The sequence below is a fragment of the Burkholderia sp. Bp9016 genome (assembly GCF_003857765.1).
Lineage (GTDB): Bacteria > Pseudomonadota > Gammaproteobacteria > Burkholderiales > Burkholderiaceae > Burkholderia.
The window spans coordinates 1-21874 of the sequence record NZ_QTPY01000020.1; the positions used below are offsets into that span (position 1 = coordinate 1).

The 21874-nt window shown below is 58.4% G+C and carries 21 protein-coding genes and 1 pseudogene; 5 read left to right on the top strand and 17 right to left on the bottom strand.

Going from position 1 to position 21874, the window contains the following annotated elements; all coding sequences use genetic code 11:
* Positions 1–187: 187 nt before the first annotated feature.
* The 5 genes and pseudogenes from DIE13_RS23160 to DIE13_RS23180 form a co-directional block, all read right to left on the bottom strand.
* Positions 188–1357, bottom strand: coding sequence for an FAD-dependent oxidoreductase (locus DIE13_RS23160; protein WP_124829459.1), 1170 nt, complete (start codon positions 1355–1357; stop codon positions 188–190).
* Positions 1358–1359: 2 nt separating this feature from the next.
* A complete protein-coding gene (locus DIE13_RS23165; RefSeq protein WP_124829460.1) occupies positions 1360–2028 on the bottom strand; it encodes a cupin domain-containing protein in 669 nt (222 codons plus the stop codon).
* 68 nt (positions 2029–2096) lie between these two features.
* A complete protein-coding gene (locus DIE13_RS23170) occupies positions 2097–2441 on the bottom strand; it encodes a carboxymuconolactone decarboxylase family protein (protein WP_124829461.1) in 345 nt (114 codons plus the stop codon).
* Between the two features lie 76 nt (positions 2442–2517).
* A pseudogene (locus tag DIE13_RS23175) lies at positions 2518–2787 on the bottom strand (hypothetical protein).
* Between the two features lie 126 nt (positions 2788–2913).
* Positions 2914–3687, bottom strand: coding sequence for an SDR family NAD(P)-dependent oxidoreductase (locus DIE13_RS23180; RefSeq protein ID WP_124829462.1), 774 nt, complete (start codon positions 3685–3687; stop codon positions 2914–2916).
* A 264-nt stretch (positions 3688–3951) separates the two neighbouring features.
* Between DIE13_RS23180 and gcvA the strand changes: the two genes are divergently transcribed.
* Entirely contained in the window at positions 3952–4863 is a 912-nt protein-coding gene (gcvA, locus tag DIE13_RS23185) for a transcriptional regulator GcvA (RefSeq protein WP_062911297.1), read from the top strand.
* Between the two features lie 397 nt (positions 4864–5260).
* A complete protein-coding gene (locus DIE13_RS23195) occupies positions 5261–5497 on the top strand; it encodes a hypothetical protein (RefSeq protein ID WP_260435133.1) in 237 nt (78 codons plus the stop codon).
* A 164-nt stretch (positions 5498–5661) separates the two neighbouring features.
* Here DIE13_RS23195 and DIE13_RS23200 read toward each other — a convergent pair whose 3' ends face one another.
* The 9 genes from DIE13_RS23200 to DIE13_RS23240 all read right to left on the bottom strand — a co-directional run bounded on the left by DIE13_RS23200 (position 5662) and on the right by DIE13_RS23240 (position 14119).
* Positions 5662–6663, bottom strand: a complete 1002-nt coding sequence (locus DIE13_RS23200; protein WP_124829464.1) for an NADP-dependent oxidoreductase — start codon at positions 6661–6663, stop codon at positions 5662–5664.
* 55 nt (positions 6664–6718) lie between these two features.
* Positions 6719–7702 (bottom strand): zinc-binding alcohol dehydrogenase family protein, encoded by a 984-nt coding sequence (locus DIE13_RS23205; protein ID WP_124829465.1) that lies wholly within the window; start codon positions 7700–7702, stop codon positions 6719–6721.
* Between the two features lie 123 nt (positions 7703–7825).
* Positions 7826–8689 carry an alpha/beta fold hydrolase gene (locus tag DIE13_RS23210; RefSeq protein WP_124829466.1) on the bottom strand — a complete coding sequence of 288 codons (864 nt, stop codon included), beginning with the start codon at positions 8687–8689 and terminating at the stop codon, positions 7826–7828.
* A 71-nt stretch (positions 8690–8760) separates the two neighbouring features.
* The gene (locus tag DIE13_RS23215) at positions 8761–9342 is read right to left on the bottom strand and encodes a TetR/AcrR family transcriptional regulator (RefSeq protein WP_124597588.1); all 582 of its coding nucleotides are present in this window, start codon (positions 9340–9342) and stop codon (positions 8761–8763) included.
* 45 nt (positions 9343–9387) lie between these two features.
* Entirely contained in the window at positions 9388–10638 is a 1251-nt protein-coding gene (locus tag DIE13_RS23220; protein WP_124829467.1) for an NADH:flavin oxidoreductase/NADH oxidase family protein, read from the bottom strand.
* Between the two features lie 6 nt (positions 10639–10644).
* Positions 10645–11043 (bottom strand): helicase, encoded by a 399-nt coding sequence (locus tag DIE13_RS23225; protein WP_124829468.1) that lies wholly within the window; start codon positions 11041–11043, stop codon positions 10645–10647.
* Between the two features lie 56 nt (positions 11044–11099).
* Entirely contained in the window at positions 11100–11945 is an 846-nt protein-coding gene (locus tag DIE13_RS23230) for an alpha/beta fold hydrolase (protein ID WP_124829469.1), read from the bottom strand.
* 246 nt (positions 11946–12191) lie between these two features.
* The gene (locus tag DIE13_RS23235) at positions 12192–12980 is read right to left on the bottom strand and encodes an SDR family oxidoreductase (protein WP_124829470.1); all 789 of its coding nucleotides are present in this window, start codon (positions 12978–12980) and stop codon (positions 12192–12194) included.
* 56 nt (positions 12981–13036) lie between these two features.
* A complete protein-coding gene (locus tag DIE13_RS23240) occupies positions 13037–14119 on the bottom strand; it encodes an alkene reductase (protein ID WP_124829471.1) in 1083 nt (360 codons plus the stop codon).
* A 132-nt stretch (positions 14120–14251) separates the two neighbouring features.
* Here DIE13_RS23240 and DIE13_RS23245 point away from each other — a divergent pair, with 132 nt between their 5' ends.
* Complete coding sequence (locus tag DIE13_RS23245; RefSeq protein WP_124829472.1) at positions 14252–14881, top strand: TetR/AcrR family transcriptional regulator; 630 nt, start codon at positions 14252–14254, stop codon at positions 14879–14881.
* An 85-nt stretch (positions 14882–14966) separates the two neighbouring features.
* On the opposite strand, the gene DIE13_RS32985 is transcribed toward DIE13_RS23245, so the two are convergent.
* The 3 genes from DIE13_RS32985 to DIE13_RS23255 form a co-directional block, all read right to left on the bottom strand.
* On the bottom strand, positions 14967–15143 hold the full coding sequence (locus DIE13_RS32985) for a hypothetical protein (RefSeq protein WP_154817433.1): 177 nt from the start codon (positions 15141–15143) through the stop codon (positions 14967–14969).
* A 161-nt stretch (positions 15144–15304) separates the two neighbouring features.
* The gene (locus tag DIE13_RS23250) at positions 15305–16294 is read right to left on the bottom strand and encodes an alpha/beta fold hydrolase (RefSeq protein WP_260435134.1); all 990 of its coding nucleotides are present in this window, start codon (positions 16292–16294) and stop codon (positions 15305–15307) included.
* Between the two features lie 218 nt (positions 16295–16512).
* The gene (locus tag DIE13_RS23255) at positions 16513–18165 is read right to left on the bottom strand and encodes a GMC family oxidoreductase (RefSeq protein WP_124829473.1); all 1653 of its coding nucleotides are present in this window, start codon (positions 18163–18165) and stop codon (positions 16513–16515) included.
* A gap of 737 nt (positions 18166–18902) precedes the next feature.
* Here DIE13_RS23255 and DIE13_RS23260 point away from each other — a divergent pair.
* Positions 18903–19616, top strand: a complete 714-nt coding sequence (locus DIE13_RS23260; protein WP_260435135.1) for a winged helix-turn-helix transcriptional regulator — start codon at positions 18903–18905, stop codon at positions 19614–19616.
* Between the two features lie 1327 nt (positions 19617–20943).
* Positions 20944–21666: an OmpW/AlkL family protein gene (locus DIE13_RS23265; RefSeq protein ID WP_409333485.1), complete on the top strand. Its 723-nt coding sequence runs from the start codon at positions 20944–20946 to the stop codon at positions 21664–21666.
* The last annotated feature ends 208 nt before the right edge of the window (positions 21667–21874 follow it).

Sequence of the window (21874 nt, forward strand, 5' to 3'; positions counted from 1 at the left end):
CTGCAGGCCCAACTGACGGACCAACAGAACGCCGAAGACTAACATTGCCTTTGGCACTGAAAACCGGGACCGTTCAGGAAGCCATTCTCTCAAGTTTCAGTTGGTCCGAAAATTCCAGGGCAGGTCAGCTTCACCTCATTGGTCAGTTTTGCGAGACGTTCTTAAGCGCGTTTTCGGGTCAACCTCCTCAATGCGCAGCATCACCCGTGAGATCCAGATTGCCTGACGCGCCAATTGCTCGAACGCCCGATCTCGCTGCGTCGACTGCACCTGCGACGTAGCCGCCAAACCGCGGGGACCATTCGCTTGCGATGCCGGCTAGCCTGTTTCGCCAAACACCCGACTGGGCCGAATTTGGTGGAGCGACACCGTGTTCGGCGACGCCGCGAAGGTCGGCCGCCGTGGCCGTGTAACGGTCAGGAGCCCAGTCCTTGAGGATCTCCGTTACCGGGTGAGCCGCGCCTTCCCCGAACATTCGCTCCAGCTGTGCGCGACAAAGCATGCGTAGCTGTTCCTCGGATACTTTCGCTCGCACGCTCACCGGAACGCCGAGAAATCCGAACAAAGCTGCGTTCCCGCCTGGCATGGATGCATCGTGAGTTTCCGCGAGGGGGCCAACCCCGCTGCTCCCCTCCCCAGACAGTCCTAGTTCCCGCCAGAACGGCCGCTCGTAGACGGCTACGTACTTGGCGTGAGACGCCATCCACGTCGCCGTGCCGCTCCATGCTCGCGAAAGCGATTCCGGCAGCGCCGGCACGAACTCGATCGTCTCGCTCGCCAAACGCGGAGGCACCGCAAGCAGCACATACGAAGCTCGGTACGTTGCAGACTGGTCTTGCGAGTCCATCGCATCGAGTTCGACATGGCCCTCGGCGCAACGGATTCGCGTTACCCGCTGCCTGACTTCGATTCGATCAGACAGGATGGCGCTGCTCAACGCATCAATGAGCGCACTCATTCCACCGATGAGCCGCATGGACTCAGGCGACCTCGTGTAACCCCGTACGCGTGCGGGAGGCTCACTGCGCGAGCGCTCGACGATTACGTCGCCAGTTTCATACTGCGCGAACCGCTCCAGTCCCAGGTGACGGACAAGGTCGTCCAGTTCCGGCTGCAGTGCCGGCTGCAGTGCCGGCCAGAACCACGTCGGGCAGAGATCGAAGCGGTTCGTCCCGCTCGATACCGCGTTGTGCCGTACGGCATCGATCTCGCCAACCGAGGCAGACGCATTGCGGCCGCCAAGCGCGGGCCGCGCTTCCAGCACCACGTAATCGTCAATACCTCGTTGCTCGAGCAGCGAGGCGGCATACAATCCGCTGAGCCCGCCGCCGACGATTGCAACGCTAACCGCCTTCATTGTCAGGCTCCGCTCGTGACACCGGTCAGATGACCGGTCTTCAAATACACGGTCGCGCCGCGCGAACCGGAAGTGATCGCGGAACGCCCGCCTGCCGGAAGACGGATCCAGCTGCCGCGCGGATACGTACGACCTTCCGCACCCACGTCGCCAACCAGCACCAGCATTTCCGCTCCGAACCCGGTCTCCGTCATGATGATTTCACCGGGCGCCACGCGATGCATGCAAACCTCCTCCGTGCCGTCCGAATACAACCGGCAAATATCTCGACCGCCGAAGTGCGCCCAGCGTGCGGGATCACGGGTGTCGATACGAGCCTCTTCATGCTCGGTCGACACCATCTGGCGCAGTTTGACGAAGATGGTCGCGCCTACGTTGCTGAACGGGCAGCGGCTCGATCCCGGCGGATTGCGCAGGTACCAGCCGGCCGGATAATCGGCGTCTGCGTCCGAGAACGTGCCGGACAGGACAAGGATTTCTTCCCCGCCCGGATGCCGATGGCAGGGAAAACGCGATTCAGGTGCATATCGCACGATGCTGGTTGCGCGCGCGTTTTCGCCGCCCCGGCGATCCAGCATCACACGCTCGACGCCGCTTTGAGGCGATGCGATCCATCGATACTGGTCAGGCGCAACGATTGCCGTTCGCGAAAAATCCGCGTTGACGAGCATGGGAAGCTCCGAGAGTAAGAGACGGGCCGTGCACCGATCCGGCGGTGTCGCCACGGCGCGATTCACGCTTACGAGGTGGGAAGTTGCGCGTGTGCATCTAGCACGCGCGCCGAGTAGGTCAGCGCGGCGCCCGCATTCAGCGCGATAGCGACGCCCAACGCTTCGGAAATCTCCTCGAGCGTCGCGCCATGCTCGACGGCCTTCTTCGTGTGCACGGAAATGCAACCGTCGCAACGCGTCGTCACTGCGACAGCCAGTGCGATCAATTCATGAATCTTCGGTTCCAGCTTGCCGCTTTTCACTGCTGCATTTTCGATGGTGACCAACCCGCGCAGTACATCGGGAGTCTGTTTTGCGAAGTCACCGACGCGAGCAAGCAACGCAGTGCGATAGTCGTTCCAGTCTTGCATCATCACAATATCTCCAACGGGAAAGAAGTTGACTGCACGTGCACGACGGCGCCAACGAATTTAGGGGTTACGCGGTCTGTTAGATGCGAATTTCGGGAGCCGAATCCAGCAGCGGCTGAAGACGACCCACCACGTCCGCAGTAAATAGTTCGCTCTGCAGAGAGGCGTGTGCGTGCCCCTCACTATCGAAGCCGTGCAAAACCTGCACGTCCTCGGGTCAAACGAGCAGCTCTTTCGCCTTGGCACCGGCGATCGTATTGAGGAACGGCGCCTTGAACTGCTGGTAGACCGCGACTGCAGCCGGTCGACTTGATTCGGTGATCTTGAGGGTGATCTGAAGATAGACCATTGCGTTCTCCTGTTTAATCAAGCACTGCGACGTTCGTCGCGCGACCTGGGGCGTACACCGAGCACCCACGACGTCGCAAGAGACGGCGAGCCAGCGTGCCGGCCATACCGTCATACACACCGCGTATCAGTTGCGGCCAGCCATCACGCCGCCGTCAACGTCCCAGATCGCGCCGGTCACCCAGCTCGCCTTGTCGGAAAGCAGGAACGCGACGACTTCGGCGACGTCCTGCGGAGTGCCGACGCGACCGATCGGATGGAAGTTGTTGAAACCCTGCAGTGCACCGTGTACTTCGTCCTTCGGGATGAAGCCTTCGTAGATCGGCGTCTGCACCACTGCCGGCGAAACGGCGTTGACGCGGATGTGCTTCGGGGCCAGTTCCATCGCCAGATGCTGCGTCAGCGAGTGCAGGCCTGCCTTGGCCATCGAATAGGCGGACGACGGCGTGGCCGCGATGGCCTGTTTCGCCCACATCGAGCCGATGTTGACGATGGCGCCCGGACGGTCCTTCGCGACGAGATTCGCGACGACCTTCTGCGTGATGAAGAAGAAGGCCTTGTTCAGCTTCATGTACTGGTCGTAGTCCGCGTCCCGGTGTTCCAGAAACGGCTTCGGGAAGAACACGCCCGCTGCGTTGACCAGCAGATCGATGTCCGAGTGCTGCTCATCGAGGGTCTTGAGCAGCGTCGCCACGCTCTCTTCGCTGGACAGGTCTGCCGTCAGCGCCCAGACCTCACCGAGCGAAGCCAGCTCCTTGCGCGCTTCCTCGGTCTTCGCAGGACGGTTGCCCACGATTACCGCGCTACCGCCTTCGGCGAGAATCGCCCCCGCCGTCTGCAGCCCCATTCCGCTGGTACCACCGACGACCAGCAGCTTCTTGCCCTTGAATTGATTGCTCATTGCGAAAACCTCTGAATTTGCCGGGTCCCGGGTCCGGATCGAAGGGCTCTCGAGTGCTCGCAATCGATCGCGGATCCGGTCCACCGAAGGTCGATCAAAATTAAAGAAAATCTTTCCATGAGTCAGACAGCGATCTCGCAGACCCGAACGGGAGAAGATCAAATAACTTGCCTCAATCTCCGACTCAAACGTAATTTTTGGCCGATTTACTTTGGCGGGCAAACGAGATATTGTGTCCTCTAGTGAAACATTATCTTTATCGTCATGAAGTTCATCGTACACCTGAATGCGTTGCGCGCATTCGAGGCCAGCGCCCGCCATCAAAGCTTTTCCGCGGCAGCGACCGAACTGCACGTCACGCCGGCCGCGGTGGGCCAACTTGTGCGGACCCTGGAGGATTGGCTCGGGGCACCGCTGTTTCACCGGAGCGCCAGCGGGCGGATCCGGCTCGTTCCGACAGACGCCGCCGAGCGAGCCCTCCCGGACATCCGGGCAGGCTTCGACAGGCTCGCATTGGGGCTGGAACGGCTGAAGGAAGGTTCGATCAACGGCGTGCTGACGGTGGCTGTGAGCCCGGCGTTTGCTGCGAAGTGGCTATTGCCACGCATAGAACGGTTTCAGACGGCGTGCCCCGACACCGACGTACGGCTGGACACCAATCTCAAGCCCATCGACTTTGTTGCGCAAGGGGTCGACATAGGCGTGCGGTACGGGAGAGGCAACTGGCCGGGCCTAGCTTCGGAAAAGCTGATGGACGAGGAGGTCTACCCGGTGTGCACGCCCAAATTCCTGCGCGAGCACCAGGGATTGCGAAACCCGCGGGACCTCGCGGGCCTCACGTTGATCCACGATTTGTCGATGGACGGTCACACCGGTTTTCCGACTTGGGATACCTGGCTGCGCAAGGTTGGCGTTGTAGATGTCGCGACGAAGCGGGGTATGAAAATTAACAACTCCGCTGCGGTATTGCAGGCAGCCATAGAAGGGCATGGTGTCGCGTTGGCACGCAGCGTCATGGCTCACGACGACCTCGCAGCCGGGCGGTTAGTCAGGCTCTTCCCGGAGGTCGCGCTCATCTCCCCACTTGCCTACTACGTTGTGTATCGGAGCGACTGCTCCGCGCTACCCAAACTCACCACATTCCGCGATTGGCTACTTGAAGAGGCTGCAGCCTAGCCAGTGCTGTGTCGCCAGGGCGTAACGCTCGCGGACAGATCAGCTTTGTGGTGCTGGCGTCGACCGCGCTCGCTGCAACCAGACCAACGCGATGGCGGCCAGCGCTACTGGAGGAATGATCAACGAGGTGACGACAACCAGATCGCACCAACACATCGAATGTCGCATTTCCAATGCGGATTCAACCCGTCGATGCAACGAATTGATGAAATCTCTCAGCCGGTGTATCGACGGGTTGAATCCGCAAATCAAACCAGCTACCCGCAGCGTACATGCTGGCCTGACTGCAGTGCCACCGATGTATCTAGGAATGCTTGGATGACGCCCGGTCCGCGGCGCGCCCCGAGCCACGGGAATGCGCTGCACCGGCTATCCGTTACCCGATCCGGAACAGCGAATGCAGATCATCCTTGAGAAGATCGAACACTTGCGACGCTCGACAGGGAAGGATATCGAACTCGAAGAAGGTAGCGCAACGGGCCTTGCGGAACGCACTGACCTGGATCTGCGCCAACTTCATCGCATCGTGATCGATGCGTTCGCGATTGCGCTCGCGACCAGAAAAGGCATTGCCACGCTGGCGCTACCACCCCCGGCTAAGCGACACGCGATCGGGTTCACGCGTCATCGATAGATGGCTCGCCGAATCCTCGTTCAACGGGGTACGCATCGGGAAAATCACGCTCGCTCCCGTGTGTGCGGTCGACGACTGGCGCCAGCTCGCCCAGGGTCAGGCGTATCGAGAGTCTCGCATCATTGCCGAGCTCGGCACGCCTCAACAATCAACCCTTAGGTACCTTACTTGATCTTGACCACGACTTTTCCCTTGGCGCGTCCTTGCGCCAGGTACTCAAGCGCTTCATTTGCCTGTTCAAACGGAAATACCTTGTCAATCACAGGATGGATGCGTTCTGACTTGAGCAATTTGCCAATCTCGGCGAGTTGAGCGCCGTCAGGGCGGACGAAGAGAAACGAGTAGGTGACGTCCCGCTTTTTCGCAAGACGCATGATCTTACGGCTCATTAGGCCGAATACGAACCTCAGGACAAAGTTCAGCCCGCGAGCACGGGCGAACGCTGCGTCCAGCGGCCCGATAAGAGAGACGACCTTACCTCCAGTGCTCAGGATTCCGATTGATTTCTCGATCGCATCACCCCTGATCGTGCCAATCACCACATCGTAGCCGCGCAACACTTTCTCGAACTCTTGCTTCTTGTAGTCGACTACCTCGTCCGCGCCCAAGTTTGTAACCAATGGGATATTACCCGTGCTGGTGTTGGTCCCCACTTTAGCACCAAAATACTTGGCCAATTGGATCGCGAAAGTGCCAATACCGCCCGAGCCCGCAGGAATGAACACCTTCTGACCCACCTGAAGATTGGCACGTTCCTTCAGCGCTTGCCAGGAAGTGAGTGCGACCATTGGAACTGAGGCGGCCTGCACGAAGTCGAGATTATCCGGTTTTGGGGCTGCTGAACTCTCCGGTACAACAGCGAATTCGGCGATAGATCCTCTTCCAAGGTCGAACAGACTTGCAAAGATAGCGTCGCCTTTCTTGAAGCGGGTTACGCGGCTGCCAACATCGATCACAATGCCAGCCAGATCGCTACCAATAGTTGCGGGCAGTTGGAACTTCAATACGGGTTTGAACATTCCCGTCGGAATCATGTTGTCGATCGGGTTTACCCCCGCAGCGTGAACTTCAACCAGCAGTTCGTCGGGCTTTAGCGTGGGGCGCGGAACTTCGGCGAACCCAATCTCGGGTGATTTGCCATAGCGTTTGAATGTGAGTGCTTTCATGTTGCTCTTACTCCGATGTTGCGTTGTATTGTGAAGGCGCTGGACTGAGCAGCGCTCACGCCCACGGTTGGAGAACTACCTTGCCGGTGGTATGACGTCCTTCGAGTAGACGATGTGCTTCGGCGGCTTGCGAGAGCGGTAACACCGTTTCTGTTTGCAGCGTCACTTTGCCGGATAAGACCAGTCCGATGAGTTCCGACAGCGTCGACTGAATCAGCTCGGAGAAAGCCAGGTACGCGCCGACATAAAAACTGGTGATGGTGAGGTTGGGGACCGTCAGAGTCCATGGATCAATCAGGCTGGATTTGCCACTCGACTGGCCGATGAAGATCAAGCGCCCGAACGGCGCCATAGACTTGAACGCCTCGGCAAGATTGTCGCCACCGGCTGTCTCCAGGACTATATCGACACCGTTGTCGTTGGTCAGCGCGCGTACTTGAGCGGCCCAATCGGGGGTTGTATAGTCTACGGTCGCATCCGCCCCCAAACTTTCGGCCAAGGCCCGTTTCGCAGGGGTGCTAGCGGCAGCGATGACCTTGCCCGCGCCATAAAGCTTGGCAAGTTGTACAGCGAGCGAACCTACACCACCCGCAGCAGCTTCTACCAATACAGTTTCGCCAGGTAGAAGTCGAGCTGCCTTGCGAAGTACCAAGGCAGCGGTCAAACCGTGGGCAACCAACGCCGACGCGCGTACAGCGTCGAGCCCGGGTGGCAGCGGTATCACAATGCCAGCTGGCACACGGGCGTATTGAGCATATCCCCCCGCTCCCGGGGCAGCCATCACCGGCGTACCTACAGGGAGCGAAGTCACCGCCTTGCCGACAGCAGCGATTGTGCCGGCCACCTCGGCGCCGAGCGTGAACGGCGTGGGGGACGGCTCGGGATAGTCGTCGCCGCGACGACGCATGACATCGGCGAAGTTCACTCCAGCCGCTTCGACGCGAATGAGAACCTCGTCGTCGGCGAGTGAGGGATCTGGCACATCCTCATAAACCAGCGTTTCAGGGCCTCCAGTCTTATGAAATCGAACTGCTTTCATTTCCTTCTCCAAATTTCGGTGATGTTTTCGGCAAAGCGCGTCGTCGACGAATTTTGATCGAGAATCGTGCGCGGTCTGCCGGGGTTCACTAGAATCTTCATACGCCGCTGTTCCACAAAGTATTCATTGCGATAGGAACTCCAGTGCCGAGGGTACGAAGCTGGTGTAATGCTGGAAGATTCCACCGTGGCCGGCGTCTTGATAAATGACGAGTTGTGCATCGGGGATGCGGCGGGCCATATCGTGGCTCAGAGCGGTGGGTACCATGATGTCGTTATCCCCATTGGCGATCAGGACTGGCATGGGCAGATTGGTGAGGTCCTGGGGCGCCTGCTGGCCCCAAGCCTTGATCGCCTTGAGTTGATGGAGGAAGGCGCGAGGTGTCGGCCCCTTGTCACGGCCGGTCTTACGTTCCTTCAACCGTTTCAAGAAGGCGCTTGCTGCCCGCCGGCCATTGGTTGTGGGGGTGAAAAACAGATAGGCCTTGGGATCGCGCAGCGTTAACAGACCTTTGAGCATCAGTGGCCAGGACACGGCACCCACCCGATCGATGCCGTGACCGCCGGCGGGACCCGTGCCCGTGAGGATGAGCTTGCGCACCAAGCCTGGCGCCTTGAGAGCCACGTCCTGCGCCACGAATCCGCCAAGCGAGAAGCCAAGCAGATCGACTCGATCAAAACCCAATGCATGAATCAGCGCAATGGTATCGCGCGCCATCTCCCCCACGGTCACCGGAGCGATACCGCCGGATAAGCCAATTCCGCGATAGTCGACGGCGATAACTCGATGCTTGTGAGCCAAGCCATCGACGATGCGCGGGTCGAAGTTGTCCAGCACGGCTCCCCAATGATTTAGCAAAACTAAAGGAATTCCGCCATGCGGACCCAGTTCGCGGTAGGCGAAGGTGGTTCCAGCCGCCTTGACGAAGTTGTTCGGTGCTCGAGCAAACGACGTCGTCGATTGGGTGTCTGGGTTGATGCTCTTCATCATTGACTCCTTGGGCTCTACTTTCATATGTCGAGCATCATGCTGACGGGTAAAAAAAAAGCGGTCGGAATTCAATCCGCGCCGCAAGCAAGATGCTCGAGAGCTGCTTCAAGCATCGAGTCGGACAACGGCTCTTCGTCGACAGCTCGCGCCAGGATCACGGCCCCAATCATCGTTGCCGCGATCGCCAAGGCACGCTTGTGCGCGTCGGGCTCCCCCCAATCGGCCGATTGGCGGGAGACAACTTCGATCATGTCTTTGATACGGCGCGTTATGGCGCGTCGTACAGCCGGCGCTTGACGCGGCATTTCCGTCCCCAGTGCGGCGATTGGGCAACCGGCCTCCGGGTTCTTTACATGCTCCTTGGACAGATAAGCTCGTAAGAGCGCCCGCAGGGAATGCTCGGCGGGCACGGCGGCCGTACAGTGCGAAAAGGTGGCGATGGCATCGGCGCCCGCGCGATCCGCCAACTCGACCAGCATTGCCTCTCTTGACGCGAAATGTCCGTAAAACCCGCCGTGGGTGAGGCCCGCTTGCTTCATGATGTCGGCAATGGCGACGCCGTCATACCCGCTGCGACGGATCACGCGCGCGCCAGCGTCGACGATGCGCTCGTGCGTGGCTTCCTTTGATCGGGTGATGGATCGTTTCATTGGACGTTCATCAACGATGAGTTTCTAATCGCAAGCGCTCGGCGCTCAACTGCGCGCCCGCAGACGACGCGTGCGAAACGTTCCCCAACCGCTGGTGAATGCAGACTTCAAGAATGCCGCAAGCCCGCTCTCGCCGGGGCGCGGTTCTCTACCCCTCGCAATGCGCTTGAGCTGGCGTGTGTACCACAGCACCTCCATGATTCCGATGCGATCGATAGCCTTGAGGCCGGTACTGATTGGGTGCACCTGCTGCAGGCTGTCGCGCCCTTGAAGCAACGCGACGGGGGCATCAGGATCGATCGCGAGCAGACGCGCCAAGCCCACCACATCCAGCGCGCTGGAGTGCAGCGCCGCATTCATGCCGGCAGCCGTGCGGAAACCACCGGTCACCATCAGTGGCACTTTGACTGCTGCGCGCACCTTCTGTGCAAATTCAAGGAAGTAGGCTTCTCGGACCGCGGTGGATTCCTTCTTCGGTTCTCGCATCGCCCCGCTCATGGCCGGTGCCTCATAGGTACCGCCAGAAATCTCGATCAGGTCGATGCCCGCATCGGTCAACGCGCGGATTGTCTCGATCGATTCCTCTTCCGTAAAACCACCACGCTGGAAGTCGGCCGAATTGAGCTTGATGCCAATCGGGAAGTCTGGACCGACTTGCTGGCGGATTTCCTCATATACGGCCAGTACGAAGCGGCGCCGCTTCTCGGGACTGCCACCCCATTCGTCGCTGCGGCGGTTGTGGTGCGGAGAAAGAAATTGGCTAATCAGATAACCATGTGCTCCATGGATCTCTACGCCACTGAACCCGGCCTTCTTGCAAATTGCCGCACTGCGCCCGAAGCGTTCGATGATTTCTTGAATCTCGGACGTGGTCGCTTCGCGCGGTGTCTCGAAGAATGCTGCCATGTCCTCGCGGAAAGGAACCGCAGAGGGCGCCAGGTTGAAGGCGTTCAAACCCTTGGTCGACTGCTTTCCGGGATGGTTAAGTTGGACCCAGATCGACGCCCCCTGCGCGGTTGCAGATTCCGCCCATTGCCGCAGCACGGGCAAGTCTGCCTCGTCTTCGATTACGACATTCCCAGGCTCGCCCAAGGCGCGGCGGTCGATCATTACGTTGCCTGTCATGATCAGTCCGAGCCCCGAGGCAGCCCAGCGTCGGTACAACTGCACCAGGTCCAGTGTTGGGCGATTATCGTAGGTGCCCAGGGTTTCACTCATGGCGGCCTTGGCGAGCCGGTTACGCAGAGTGCTGCCATTGGGCAGGCGCAGTGGCTGGTTAAGCAGATCTGGTTTCATGGCAACTCAGAAAACGGTGCGGTCGTAAGGCAAGACGACTTTCGGAGGCTGCAGGAATGCCGTAAGGCCCTGGAACCACAACACTTCCCGGAAGTCACCACTGATGGTCAGGTCTTTACTGCCCACCCCCCGGAGGAAAGCCGCTTGGGCGTCCTTGGCCGACAGAATCTCGAAGCCTTTGGCCGCACTAGTAAAGGTGAGCGTAAATCGAGGAGTCGCTGCCAGCCCCGAAGATGATCGGACGGTGCCATCTTTGATAACAAAGTAGCGCCCGGCACCCGAAACCGTACGAATCTGAAATACCAGGCTCTTGGACGCGACGTAACGCGCGGCGCTGGCGTCGCTCCTGATCTTGCGTCTCAGCATCTGGGCAAACGCCCACAACAGGAACTTGAACTTCAGCATTTCTGACCATCCTTTTGACATGCAGAAAGTGCGTTCGGACTATGACGACCGTCGCGTCACTCGCTCAGGAACTGAATTGCGTGACCCAAGAAGCGTTGCGGGTACTGAAACTGCGCGGCGTGGCCGGCGTCCGGGTAAATGAACAACTGAGCGTTTGGCAAGTTGCGAGCCATGTAAAACGAATTAACCGTCGGGACCATCACGTCGTTCACGCCGTTGAGGATGAACGTCGGCTGCCGGATGCTGCGCAGATACGCAAAAGGATCGTCTTCCGAGAGCCTCGGCATGTACAGCATGTTGGCCTCGATCTGCGCGATCGAGACCTCCGGCGAGGATGGTGGATCTTGGTCGGCTCGCATATGACGCCGCTCCCAGAACTCCCTTGCTGCCCGCTCAGCCTCTGCTGATCGGCCGAAGAATAGGTAAAGGAAGTCTTCGAACGCCGGGACCGGATTAACTGCTGTCGTCAACACGCGCGGCTCCATTTCGGGATTTCCCCCGCGCGGCCCGGTACCCAGCAGCATCAGCTTGCGCACGAGCTCGGGATGGCGCCAGGTCAAGTCCAGCGCCTGAAACCCTCCCAACGAAAAACCCAGAACGTCGATTTGCTGCAAGCCGAGTGCGCGAACGAAGGCCGCCGCGTCATCGGCCATGTCCTCAATGCGAGTTCGTGGTTGCCCGCCGGAGGACGCGACGCCGCGACCGTTGTAGAGAATGACTTCACGGCTTTGGGCAAGCCCATCCGTCATTAGTGGATCCCAGTTGTCCATGCCTCCGCGAAAGTGCTGCAGAAACAGTAGCGGCGGCTGCGAAGAGTCAGCCTTACCCCAGCGGCGGTAGGCGAATCGAGTACCGTCGACATCCACGAAGCGCGTGGGCGTAGTGATATGGTTGTCAGTCATGTATTCACCTATTGAGGACGTGTGTCGAGATGTCGGTCTCGTTGCCGCAGCTTCAATGCGCCAGAACTTCCAACGCTTGGAGGCGCAAAGTCCTCGTGGTATTAGTCCTTCCGCCGTTTTGTGCAATCACCGCATTGACCTCGGAGAAACGTGAAACAAACCCGGGGTGTAATATCAGCATGCAGCAAACGGCTCTTCACAGATCAGGCACGACCTGGCTCGCACCAAAAGCGGAAGCGGCAATAGTCAGGCATCGAGCTGATACCGCTCAGCCGCGTGTGCTTGTCGAATGTCCGACATCAGTCCCTGACGAGCGCCATCCAGTGCCTCCCACCGCCCGGCCACGTGCAGCGGTGGGATCGTGACCAATTCGCGGCGGTCGAACCCAATCAGTGCCGCGTCAACTAACTCTCCGACCTCCATAACCTCAGGAAGCGTGTTCACGTCAACTCCGGCGCGCTCCCAGATCTCCGTGCGCGTCGCCGCCGGCAGTACCGCTTGCACGTAGACGCCTTTGGGTGACAACTCGAGGCTCAGGCCTTGCGACAGGAACAGCACGAATGCCTTGGTGGCACCATAGATCGACATGCCGAATTCGGGTGCGAAACCTACAACCGAGCCAATATTGACGATCGAGCCGTTACCGGAATGCACAAAGCGTGGAGCGACCGCGGCAGCCAACCTCGTCAGTGCCGTCGTGTTGAGCGTGATCAGACGCTCGATGCTCTCGGAGGTTTGCTGCAAAAAGTCGCCCGATTGAGCCATGCCGGCGTTGTTTATCAGAACTCCGATTTGATTGTCATCGCGCAGACGAGTCTCGAGCGCGGACAGATCGGCGGCCTGGGTCAGGTCGGCCCGCAGCACTTCTACGGCCACACCGCTTTCCTCACGCAGGCGCTCTGCCAAGGCATCCAGTCGCGCCTTGTCACGGGCGACAAGGACGAGGTCATGGCCACGCCGAGCGAAGCGCTCGGCGTAGGTGGCGCCGATGCCGCTCGAGGCGCCGGTGATGAGGACTGTCGGAAGCGTGGTCATGGGTACTTTCCTTTTCAAGGGTTCTTCTGGCGGTGGCTCAATCAAGGGGGCGGGCCTTAGCCGGAGATCGTCGGGTAATCGATATAGCCCACAGCGCCGCCGCCATAGAGCGTCGCCGGGTTGAGTTGCGTCAGGGGTGCGCCGTGCTTCAGGCGCTCGACCAGATCCGGGTTGCTGATAAACGGACGGCCAAACGCGAACAAGTCGGCTCTGCCCTCATTGAGTTGAGTGGTGGCGAATTCCAGGTCGTATCCGTTGTTCGCCAGATAGGTCTGCTTGAAACGGCGGCGCAGCGCGTCATAGTCGAATGCCGCCACATCGCGTGGGCCGCCAGTCGCACCTTCGACTACGTGCAGATAGACGACGCCCTGGGCGCTGAGCTGGTCGGCGATGTAGTCGTACTGCGCTTGCGGATCGCTGCAGGAAATACCGTTAGCCGGCGAAACGGGTGAGATGCGCACGCCAGTGCGTTCGGCGCCGATTTCCTTGACCACCGCGCCGACCACCTCGAGCAGCAGGCGCGCACGGTTTTCGATCGAGCCGCCGTAATCGTCGGTGCGATGGTTGGCCCCGTCCTTGATGAACTGCTCCAGCAGATATCCGTTGGCGCCGTGAATTTCCACTCCGTCGAAACCAGCGGTAATAGCGTTGGCAGCAGCCTGTCGAAAATCGTTCACGATGCCCGGCAGCTCGGCGAGTTCCAGGGCGCGTGGTTCAGACACGTCGGCAAATCCGTTGTTGACGAAAGTCTTCGTCTCGGCGCGGATAGCGGAAGGTGCGACCGGCGCCGTACCGCCAGGTTGCAAGTCAGTGTGCGAGACGCGGCCCACATGCCAAAGCTGCACGAAGATGCGTCCACCCTTGGCATGTACGGCATCCGTGACCTTACGCCAGCCGGAGATCTGCTCGGGCGTATACAGGCCGGGAGTGTCCTGATAGCCCTGGGCCTGAGCCGAAACCTGGGTGGCCTCGGTGATGATCAGCCCGGCCGAGGCGCGCTGGGCGTAGTAGGTCGCGGCATGCTCGCTGGGCACCAACCCGGCTCCTGCACGATTGCGGGTCAGCGGTGCCATGACGATGCGATTGGTGAGCGTCAGGCTACCGAGGGCGTACGGCTCGAAAAGCGATTTCTCTGACATGTTGTTCCAGCGTTCGGTGTTGGGAATGACTCAATGATGATGGTCATAATCCAACATGTCAAGACTTTGATGACGACCGACATCAATGTATAGTCGGACTTCATACAGAAACTCGTCCACGGAAGAGGAAAAGTGAAGGTCACTAAGGCACAGGCCCAGGCCAATCGGGCCCACGTTGTTGAAACTGCGTCCACTCTATTCAGGGAGCGCGGCTATGATGGGGTCGGAGTAGCCGATCTGATGGGTGCAGCTGGTTTTACCCACGGCGGCTTCTACAAGCAATTCCGCTCGAAGGCCGATCTGATCGCGGAGTCGGCAGCCTGCGGCATGGCGCAGACCGTTGCGCTGTCGGCTGGGGTCGACACATCGGAGTTTGTGCGACTGTATCTCGCGCGCGAGCACCGGGACTCGCGCGGAACCGGCTGCACGATGGCTGCGCTGGGTGGAGATGCCGCGCGTCAATCCGAAGCCGTCCGCGCCACATTCGCGGACGGCATCGAAAGACTGCTGGCGGCGCTGTGCCAAGAACGTGGTTCGTCGGACGGTGCAGACTCGGCGGAGGCGCGAGCCAACTGCCTCGACATCATGGCGCATGCGGTCGGCGCCATTGTGTTGTCGCGCGCGTGCCCGGATGATTCCCTACTGGCCGAAGAAATCCTGACGGTATGCCGCGACAAGATCCTCGCGACCCTGGGGCCGTCGGCGGCAGCATGCGAACCAGCGCACGATCATGGTAACGACAGCTCCGCTAAGCAAAAGTGACATGGGGCACCGATGGCCCCTTACTGGACGGTGTTGCATTTCAAGGAACGGGGACTTCCAACCACCGATACACGCGCGGGGCCGACTACCGTTCTTGTCTTTGATCATTCGGCTCCAAACCGTCCATGACCCACGCATGGATAGCCGTTAACGTTCCGAGGTCGAGATCCTTGGGATCGGTCGCACCGAAATATTGAACCCATTTTTTGAATATATCGGCCTGCCCCACGGCAGACGTGCTACTACGGAAAGTATCGGTCATGATGGAATCCTTATGATTCTTGATGTTCGAAAATGACAGACTGACACCATGCTCGGCGCGAATCGGGAAACTAGTCGTCTGCTGCCTCAAACTTGCAGTTCTTCCCACTACGCAAGCCTGCCTGGGAGGATCGAGCGCCCTGGCGGGCGCCATCTTCAAACTTATTCGCCAAGGAACTCGAGCGCTTTTGGCACGAAGTCCGCGTAGAACTGAAACACACCACCATGGCCCGAATCAGGGTAGATGATGAGCGTGCTGTTCGGCAGGCGCCGCGCCAAATCCTCGGAGTTCTTGCTTGGAACCATCCGATCGCTATCGCCGTTGACAACTAACACCGGGTTCTGCACAACCGAAAGGTTCTGTGGCTCTTTCTGCCCCCATGCACGAATCGCCTTCAATTGAGCCCCAAAAGCGGTCAGGGAGATTTTTTTGTCTCGGTTTTCCGAACGCTCCTTCAAACGTGCCAGAAACGCCTTTCCTGCTTCGATACCATTTGGTGTCCGGGTGAAGAATAAGTACTGCTTCGGATCCTGGCCAGTGAGGAACCCTCGAAGCATGTCGTAGAGGGTAACGCTGGTCACTGCACTGATGCCCTCTCCGCCGGCAGGCCCCGTTCCCGCGAGAATAATTTTTCGGACGAGTTCCGGCTGCTTCAACACGAGTTCCTGTGCAACCATGCCGCCCATCGAAAAGCCAAAAAGATCTACCTTCTTGTACCCCATGGCCTTGATAAAGCTAATGGCATCATCAGCCATCTGATCAATCGAATCGGATGGCGAGCCACTGGAGGCTCCGACACCACGATTGTCGAACGTGACCACATGATGCTCCGCAGCGAGGCCGTCCACCACTCGAGGGTCCCAATTGTCTAGCACGGCAGCCAAGTGAGTAAGGAAGATCACCGGTGTACCACCATGTTCCTTCCCGAGCTCCCGATACGCGAAGTCCACTCCTCCTGCAGTGATGGTCTGCGTCGGCACGTCCTTCCAATTGACATCGAGTTCCTGTTTTTGTATCGGTATGCTGATCTTCTCGCTATCTGACGATACCTCACCTGCCCGAACTGGCGAGGAAATGAGAGTTGCGGCCAGGGCTAGTCCGATGACACCTGACTTCAGTAGATGGCGCATTGCATTGATCTCCAAGATCATTCTTCGACGACGCTAATAGTGGAAAAATCGTGTCAGCGGTCAAGCCCGCTTGTACTTAGTGCGACACCTGAAGCTGCCCAGCGCCGGTACAGTTCGGCGAGTCTGGGCGTCACATGGTTGTCGTACCTACCCAGTGCCTCACTTAGGGCAACTTGGTGAGCCGGTTGCTGTACACGCTGCCATTGGGCAGGCTCAAGGGCCGGTTCAACGGGATGCCGTTAGTTGTAAGCGGACTGGCCATAGGAGACACTTGAAAGATGGGGAACGTGCGACGACTTCGCAGGAATGTGGGACATCGCGTGCTCAGTCAGCGCCGTGATAGTGAGACTCGGATTCACACCAAGGTTGGCACTGAGCATCGAGCCGTCACAGATCAGCAAATTTTGATAACCGAAGACGCGGTTCTGAGCGTCCATCACCCCGCGCTCGGGCGAGTCCGCCATTGCGCATCCGCCCATGCAATGCGCCGTCGTTGGAATGTTGAATAGAATTTCCGTCAGCAACGTCGTTGGGATGCCGCCCAGGGCCCTCGCCCCCTTTTCAACAAAGTTGTTGGCTTCAGGGATGAAGGTAGGGATCGGGCCACCTTCAGTGCACAACTGCTTGCCAAACGGCCAATACCAGCGACGCTTGAACTGCATGTTGATAAAGGCGTCCACCGTCTGCATTACAACGAACAGTATTGTCTGGCGTGCAAATCCGAAGGGGTTGTGCACACGTATTGCTTTCACCGGATGTGTTGCCAGCGTCCATAGCCAGGTAAAAATCCGCGTCCACCCGGCACGCCCGCCAGATAGTAAGGTCATCATCAGACCTGTAGCGTCCGAACCTTCCGGATAACGCACCGCGCCGATGTGCGTCCGTTCGTCGATATAGACGCCGGCACCACCGGCTACGCCGGGCGACATGCTCTTGTCTTTGGCCGGAAAGCGCACACCGACGAGAGACTCGGCATTTGTGCGCACGCGCTTGCCGAGGTCATCACTGATGCGCGGCAGGGAGCCGCTCTGCTTGAGGCGGAACAACAATTCCATCGTGCCCAATGAGGACGCGGCAAATATCACCCCGCGGCAGCGGAAACTGCGTCGTTGCTTATTGAACCATGTGGTCGAGCGCTCAGTGAAGACTTCGTAGCCGTTGCTCCCGTCTTCCTTACCGTCGAGTGGGCGCACGTCCACCACCCTGGTTTCGGCAAAAACCCGCGCCCCACGCTTTTCAGCAAAATAGAGATAATTTTTGTCGAGTGTATTCTTGGCGTTGTGCTTACAACCCACCATACAGCCACCGCAACCGACACATGTCCCGCGCTCCGGACCTTCGCCGCCGAAGTAGGGATCGGCATAGGTTTTGCCGCCAGCCTCACCGTTTGGTGCAAAGAAAGTCGCCACACGGCCGTTGTGAAACGTATCGCCTACGCCCTGCAAGTCCGCCATCTTCTTGAGCCGAAAATCGGCCTCGCCCAGAATTCGGTTCTCGGTCACCCCGAGCATTCGTTCAGCCATGGCGTAGTACTGGGGCATGACACGCTTCCAGTCCTTCAGGCCCGCCCACGAACCCTCGTCCCACACCCTTTCGGGCGGTACCAGTAAGGCGTTCGCGTATGTGATGGAACCGCCACCGACTGCGTTTCCGCTCAAGACCATGACGTGGCGGAACAGCCGCATGTTGTAGAAGCCGAACATCTTCAGACCAGGTCGCCACATCCAGCGTCTCGCGTCCCAGTTGGTCTTAGGAAAATCTTCAGCTGTCCAACGCCGCCCCATTTCCATCACACCAACCGAATAGCCCTTTTCAGTAAGACGGCAGGCGGACACACTACCGCCGAACCCTGAACCGATGACGACATAGTCAAAATCATATGAAGTACTCATCTGGAGCACCTCGAGCCTTCTCCGGTCCGGCTCTCTACACCCACATTGGCGAATAGGACGTTCATGGTTTGTCTCCGTTTCCTGGTTCTAGTAGTCTGCAGCAGCGTAGTCGACGAAGTACCGCGATCGACAACGATCTCGTAGGGATAGATCCACACGAATGTAATCAGCTTCTCCTATCATTCAGGTATCCGTACTTATAAGAGAAGACGCCGTTCAGTCCGCCAACCGTCACACCGCGTTAGCTTGGGCGCAGTATCGCTCCACCCGACCGGGGCGAAAGGCACAAATGCGGGACCGACGTTACGACCACCGACAACACTATACGCTTGGTATAGCAGTATGACTATACAAACAATATAGTAGAATGTGTAGTACGCCATCAGAACCCCGAGACTGGAGAAGACGTATGGGTCCGGCTACGACGTTGACATCGCGAGACATCAAGGTCGCACTACCGTTCGATCAGACCGCCGCGCGTGCCATGGCGTCTCTGCGCGAGAAGGTGCGACAACAAATACCCCTTTCGCTGCGGCGACGATCGCGCGGCCGGTCATCGCCCTCTGGGACGACCTGCCGTGTGCGCTGGGTGTATTGCCCCGAGGAGATTCAGGACGTGACTCAACGGATACCCAACGCGGCGGCAGGTTCTCGATGGCAAGACACGCCTTGTCTGGAAAATCTTCCCTACGGATGCTGGTGTCCGCAAGGCAGTCCGTCAATTTTTCGTCTGAGCCGTGACCATCACCTTCCAACCGGCTTTGCTTAAGCAGGGCCTTGTACAATGTGACATGCCAAACAAAACCTACGGTCAACTTTGCCCAATGGCCCGAGCATTGGACGTCCTCGGCGATCGTTGGACGCTCCTCGTGATCCGCGAACTCTTGCTGGGCCCGAAGCGGTTCAAGGATTTGCTAACGATCTTGCCGGCCATGGGAGCAAACCGGCTGTCCGAGCGCTTGGCCATGCTGGTAGAGAACGATGTCATCCAACCGACCACGTTGCCAACATCCGCCGCTACGCCAGCTTATGAACTGACGGAAATGGGCGAACAACTGCGCAAGCCTGTGATTGCACTCGGGCTCTGGGGTCTGCGCCTGCCGCTCGATGAGCGCATCGATCCGTCCACGGCCCGTGCGGAACTCATCGCACTGTGCTTGACGGGGTCGAGCGATCCCGCCGTGAGCGCCGGCTTACAAACATTGTATGAGTTCCATGTGGGCGCGGAGATTTTCCATGTCCCGGTGAACCACGGAAAGGTGCTGATCCGTTCCGGCCCCAGCACAGAGCCTCCCGACGTCAAGATACAGTGCGACATGGGGACATTCATGGCTCTGGCTTTGCGCGAAATCACTCCTACGCACGCACTCCGCGAAGGGCGCGTATCCCTCCTGCAAGGAAGCAGGCAGGCGTTCACACAGGTATTCAAGATTCTCGAATACAAGCCCTGATGTCTTGCCGGAGTTCGGCTGAACTCACAAATATCCAAAGCTTCAGATACCCACGAATCCCGGCCGAACCATTTGCGCTGCCTGCAGCATCGCGCAGCGAATCCAGGTGCCATGTAAGCAAGCTTGGTTGGCAACCGATGCGAGAAGACGCGCCATGAGGGCAACGGCGCGGTAATCTTTGGATTCAAACGAGCTGCCTGGCCGACCAGTATCGGCTTACAGTCGATGCTCTCGCGAAAGTCGACCGAACTGCAATGCATCCAGACGGGTACCGTCGCTTCTCGGCGAGCGCACGGCCTCATTAATATCCTCTGGCCTCGATAATCGGGGCACGAGTCCCGCCCTCAGTCTCAGTCATGATCCGAATTGGTGAGAACCTCCCCGGTCGCACCCCGGATCGGCACGGTCAGAGTCGCCACGGATGGCGTTACGCGATCGCAAGAAATTCACGTTCGCGAAGCTGAGTCAGCCTCGCTCAGGACATCAACAACCCTGGGTATCTGGCGGTGGCACGCGGTGCGTTCGACATCCGTCTTGATCCTCAGAATCAGGAGACTTGGTGGCAGTCTATCGGGCCGGATCGACTGCTTCACCCTGTAGAGGGTTCCGCCTCGCGCTGGACCAGTTGTGGTTTTCACCAACTATACATTTCGTATAGCAACGATACTATACGAGTCATATACTTCAAAGCGGTTGCCAGTGACATCAGACGAACACCGATGCACGACATGCACGGGGGCATCAGATGGATCCGACACTGCCAAGGAGGTGTGCCTCCCATTTATCCAGCTTCCGAGTATGCACCATGCGCAAACTGGCCTTGCTCGAGAAAGTCTCATTGATTCAGCGTCTGCGCCGGACGAACGGCAGCGCACTCGGAATCTGGGTCCGTAAAGCGCTAATGAACAAGGCGCTGAGCACCCACGACTACTACAGAGCACTAATACGCCTCGAACAGTTTCGGCGTTGGTCGAGATCGGGCGTGGGATTACCTGTCGCGCGGAGTGAAATATTCAGCGAACTGAGAATAATTATATAAACTCAATCAACAACCAAACAAAAAAACCAACAAACCAACACAACAATCAATTGTAATTCCAATTCAATTTCATATTCATATCGACACCGCGCCGCTATAAAATTCAATCAATTCGGATTCCTATCATATAAATTTACAAAGTTCCGCCAACCCTACCTTGTGTCGATCTATCACTGAATATCTCAACGCAACGGAATTAGTCCAGTAGCGCAATCACGGCCGGTATCCAGTTGCTTTGCCGCTTCAATTTATCACCTTGAACGTACAATCGGGGGAGACAGGATGTTGATGAAACAAGTTTTGGTGGTTGCTACCGCGTTGCTAACGTGCTCGGCAGCCCAGGCACAAAAAGCCGGAGATCTCGTCGCTAACTTAGGTTGGTTCCATCTCGCACCACTGGACTCCAGTGACCCACTGAAAGTCCGCGCTCTCGGAACCAGTGTTACTGCAGCGGGCACTGGTACGTCGGTTGATAACGCAGATACGCTCGGATTCGCCACTACGTACTTCATTACCGACCACATCGCGGCTGCGGCCGTGGGCGGTATTCCGCCAAAATTCCGGCTGAGCGGCACCGGATCGCTCAGCGCTCTCGGGCGTGCAGGATCGGCATATGAATGGAGCCCGACAATATTGTTGAAGTACTACTTCAACGATGCCACAAGCAACCTTCGACCGTACCTCGCGGGAGGAGCCGCCTATGTTTGGTTTAGTGACGTGAAACTTGAGCCCGTGGCATCTAGTGGCGCACTTTTATACTCCCCAGGGCTCGGGGCCGCGCTTGAGGGACCGACTACGGTCAAGTTGAACCGCTCGCTCGCGCCCGTAGTCAATGCAGGCTTGACCTATAACATCAACCAACACTGGTCGATTGATGCCTCGCTTTCGTATATGTGGTTGTCCGTCCGGGCAACGCTGACAACACAGTCGAAAGTAGGTATCGTGACCAGCAGCGCAAAGCTAAAAGTCAATCCCATCATTTCGTTCGTATCGATTGGATACAGATTCTAACGCTCGCACTATCAATCTGAAGCATATGTTCAGGCCGTCGGTACGGCCGCCGACCACAATGTCGCGGCGTTCAATCTGGGCACCTCCGGCGGTTTCCTCCTTGGCGGACTGACTTTGGCAGGCAAGAGCGCCCCGACGGAGGTCTAAGTCGACGAGGCTTTAGCGATCATAGATCTGTCGTTGTCGCAACGTATCGATGGCCTTAGCG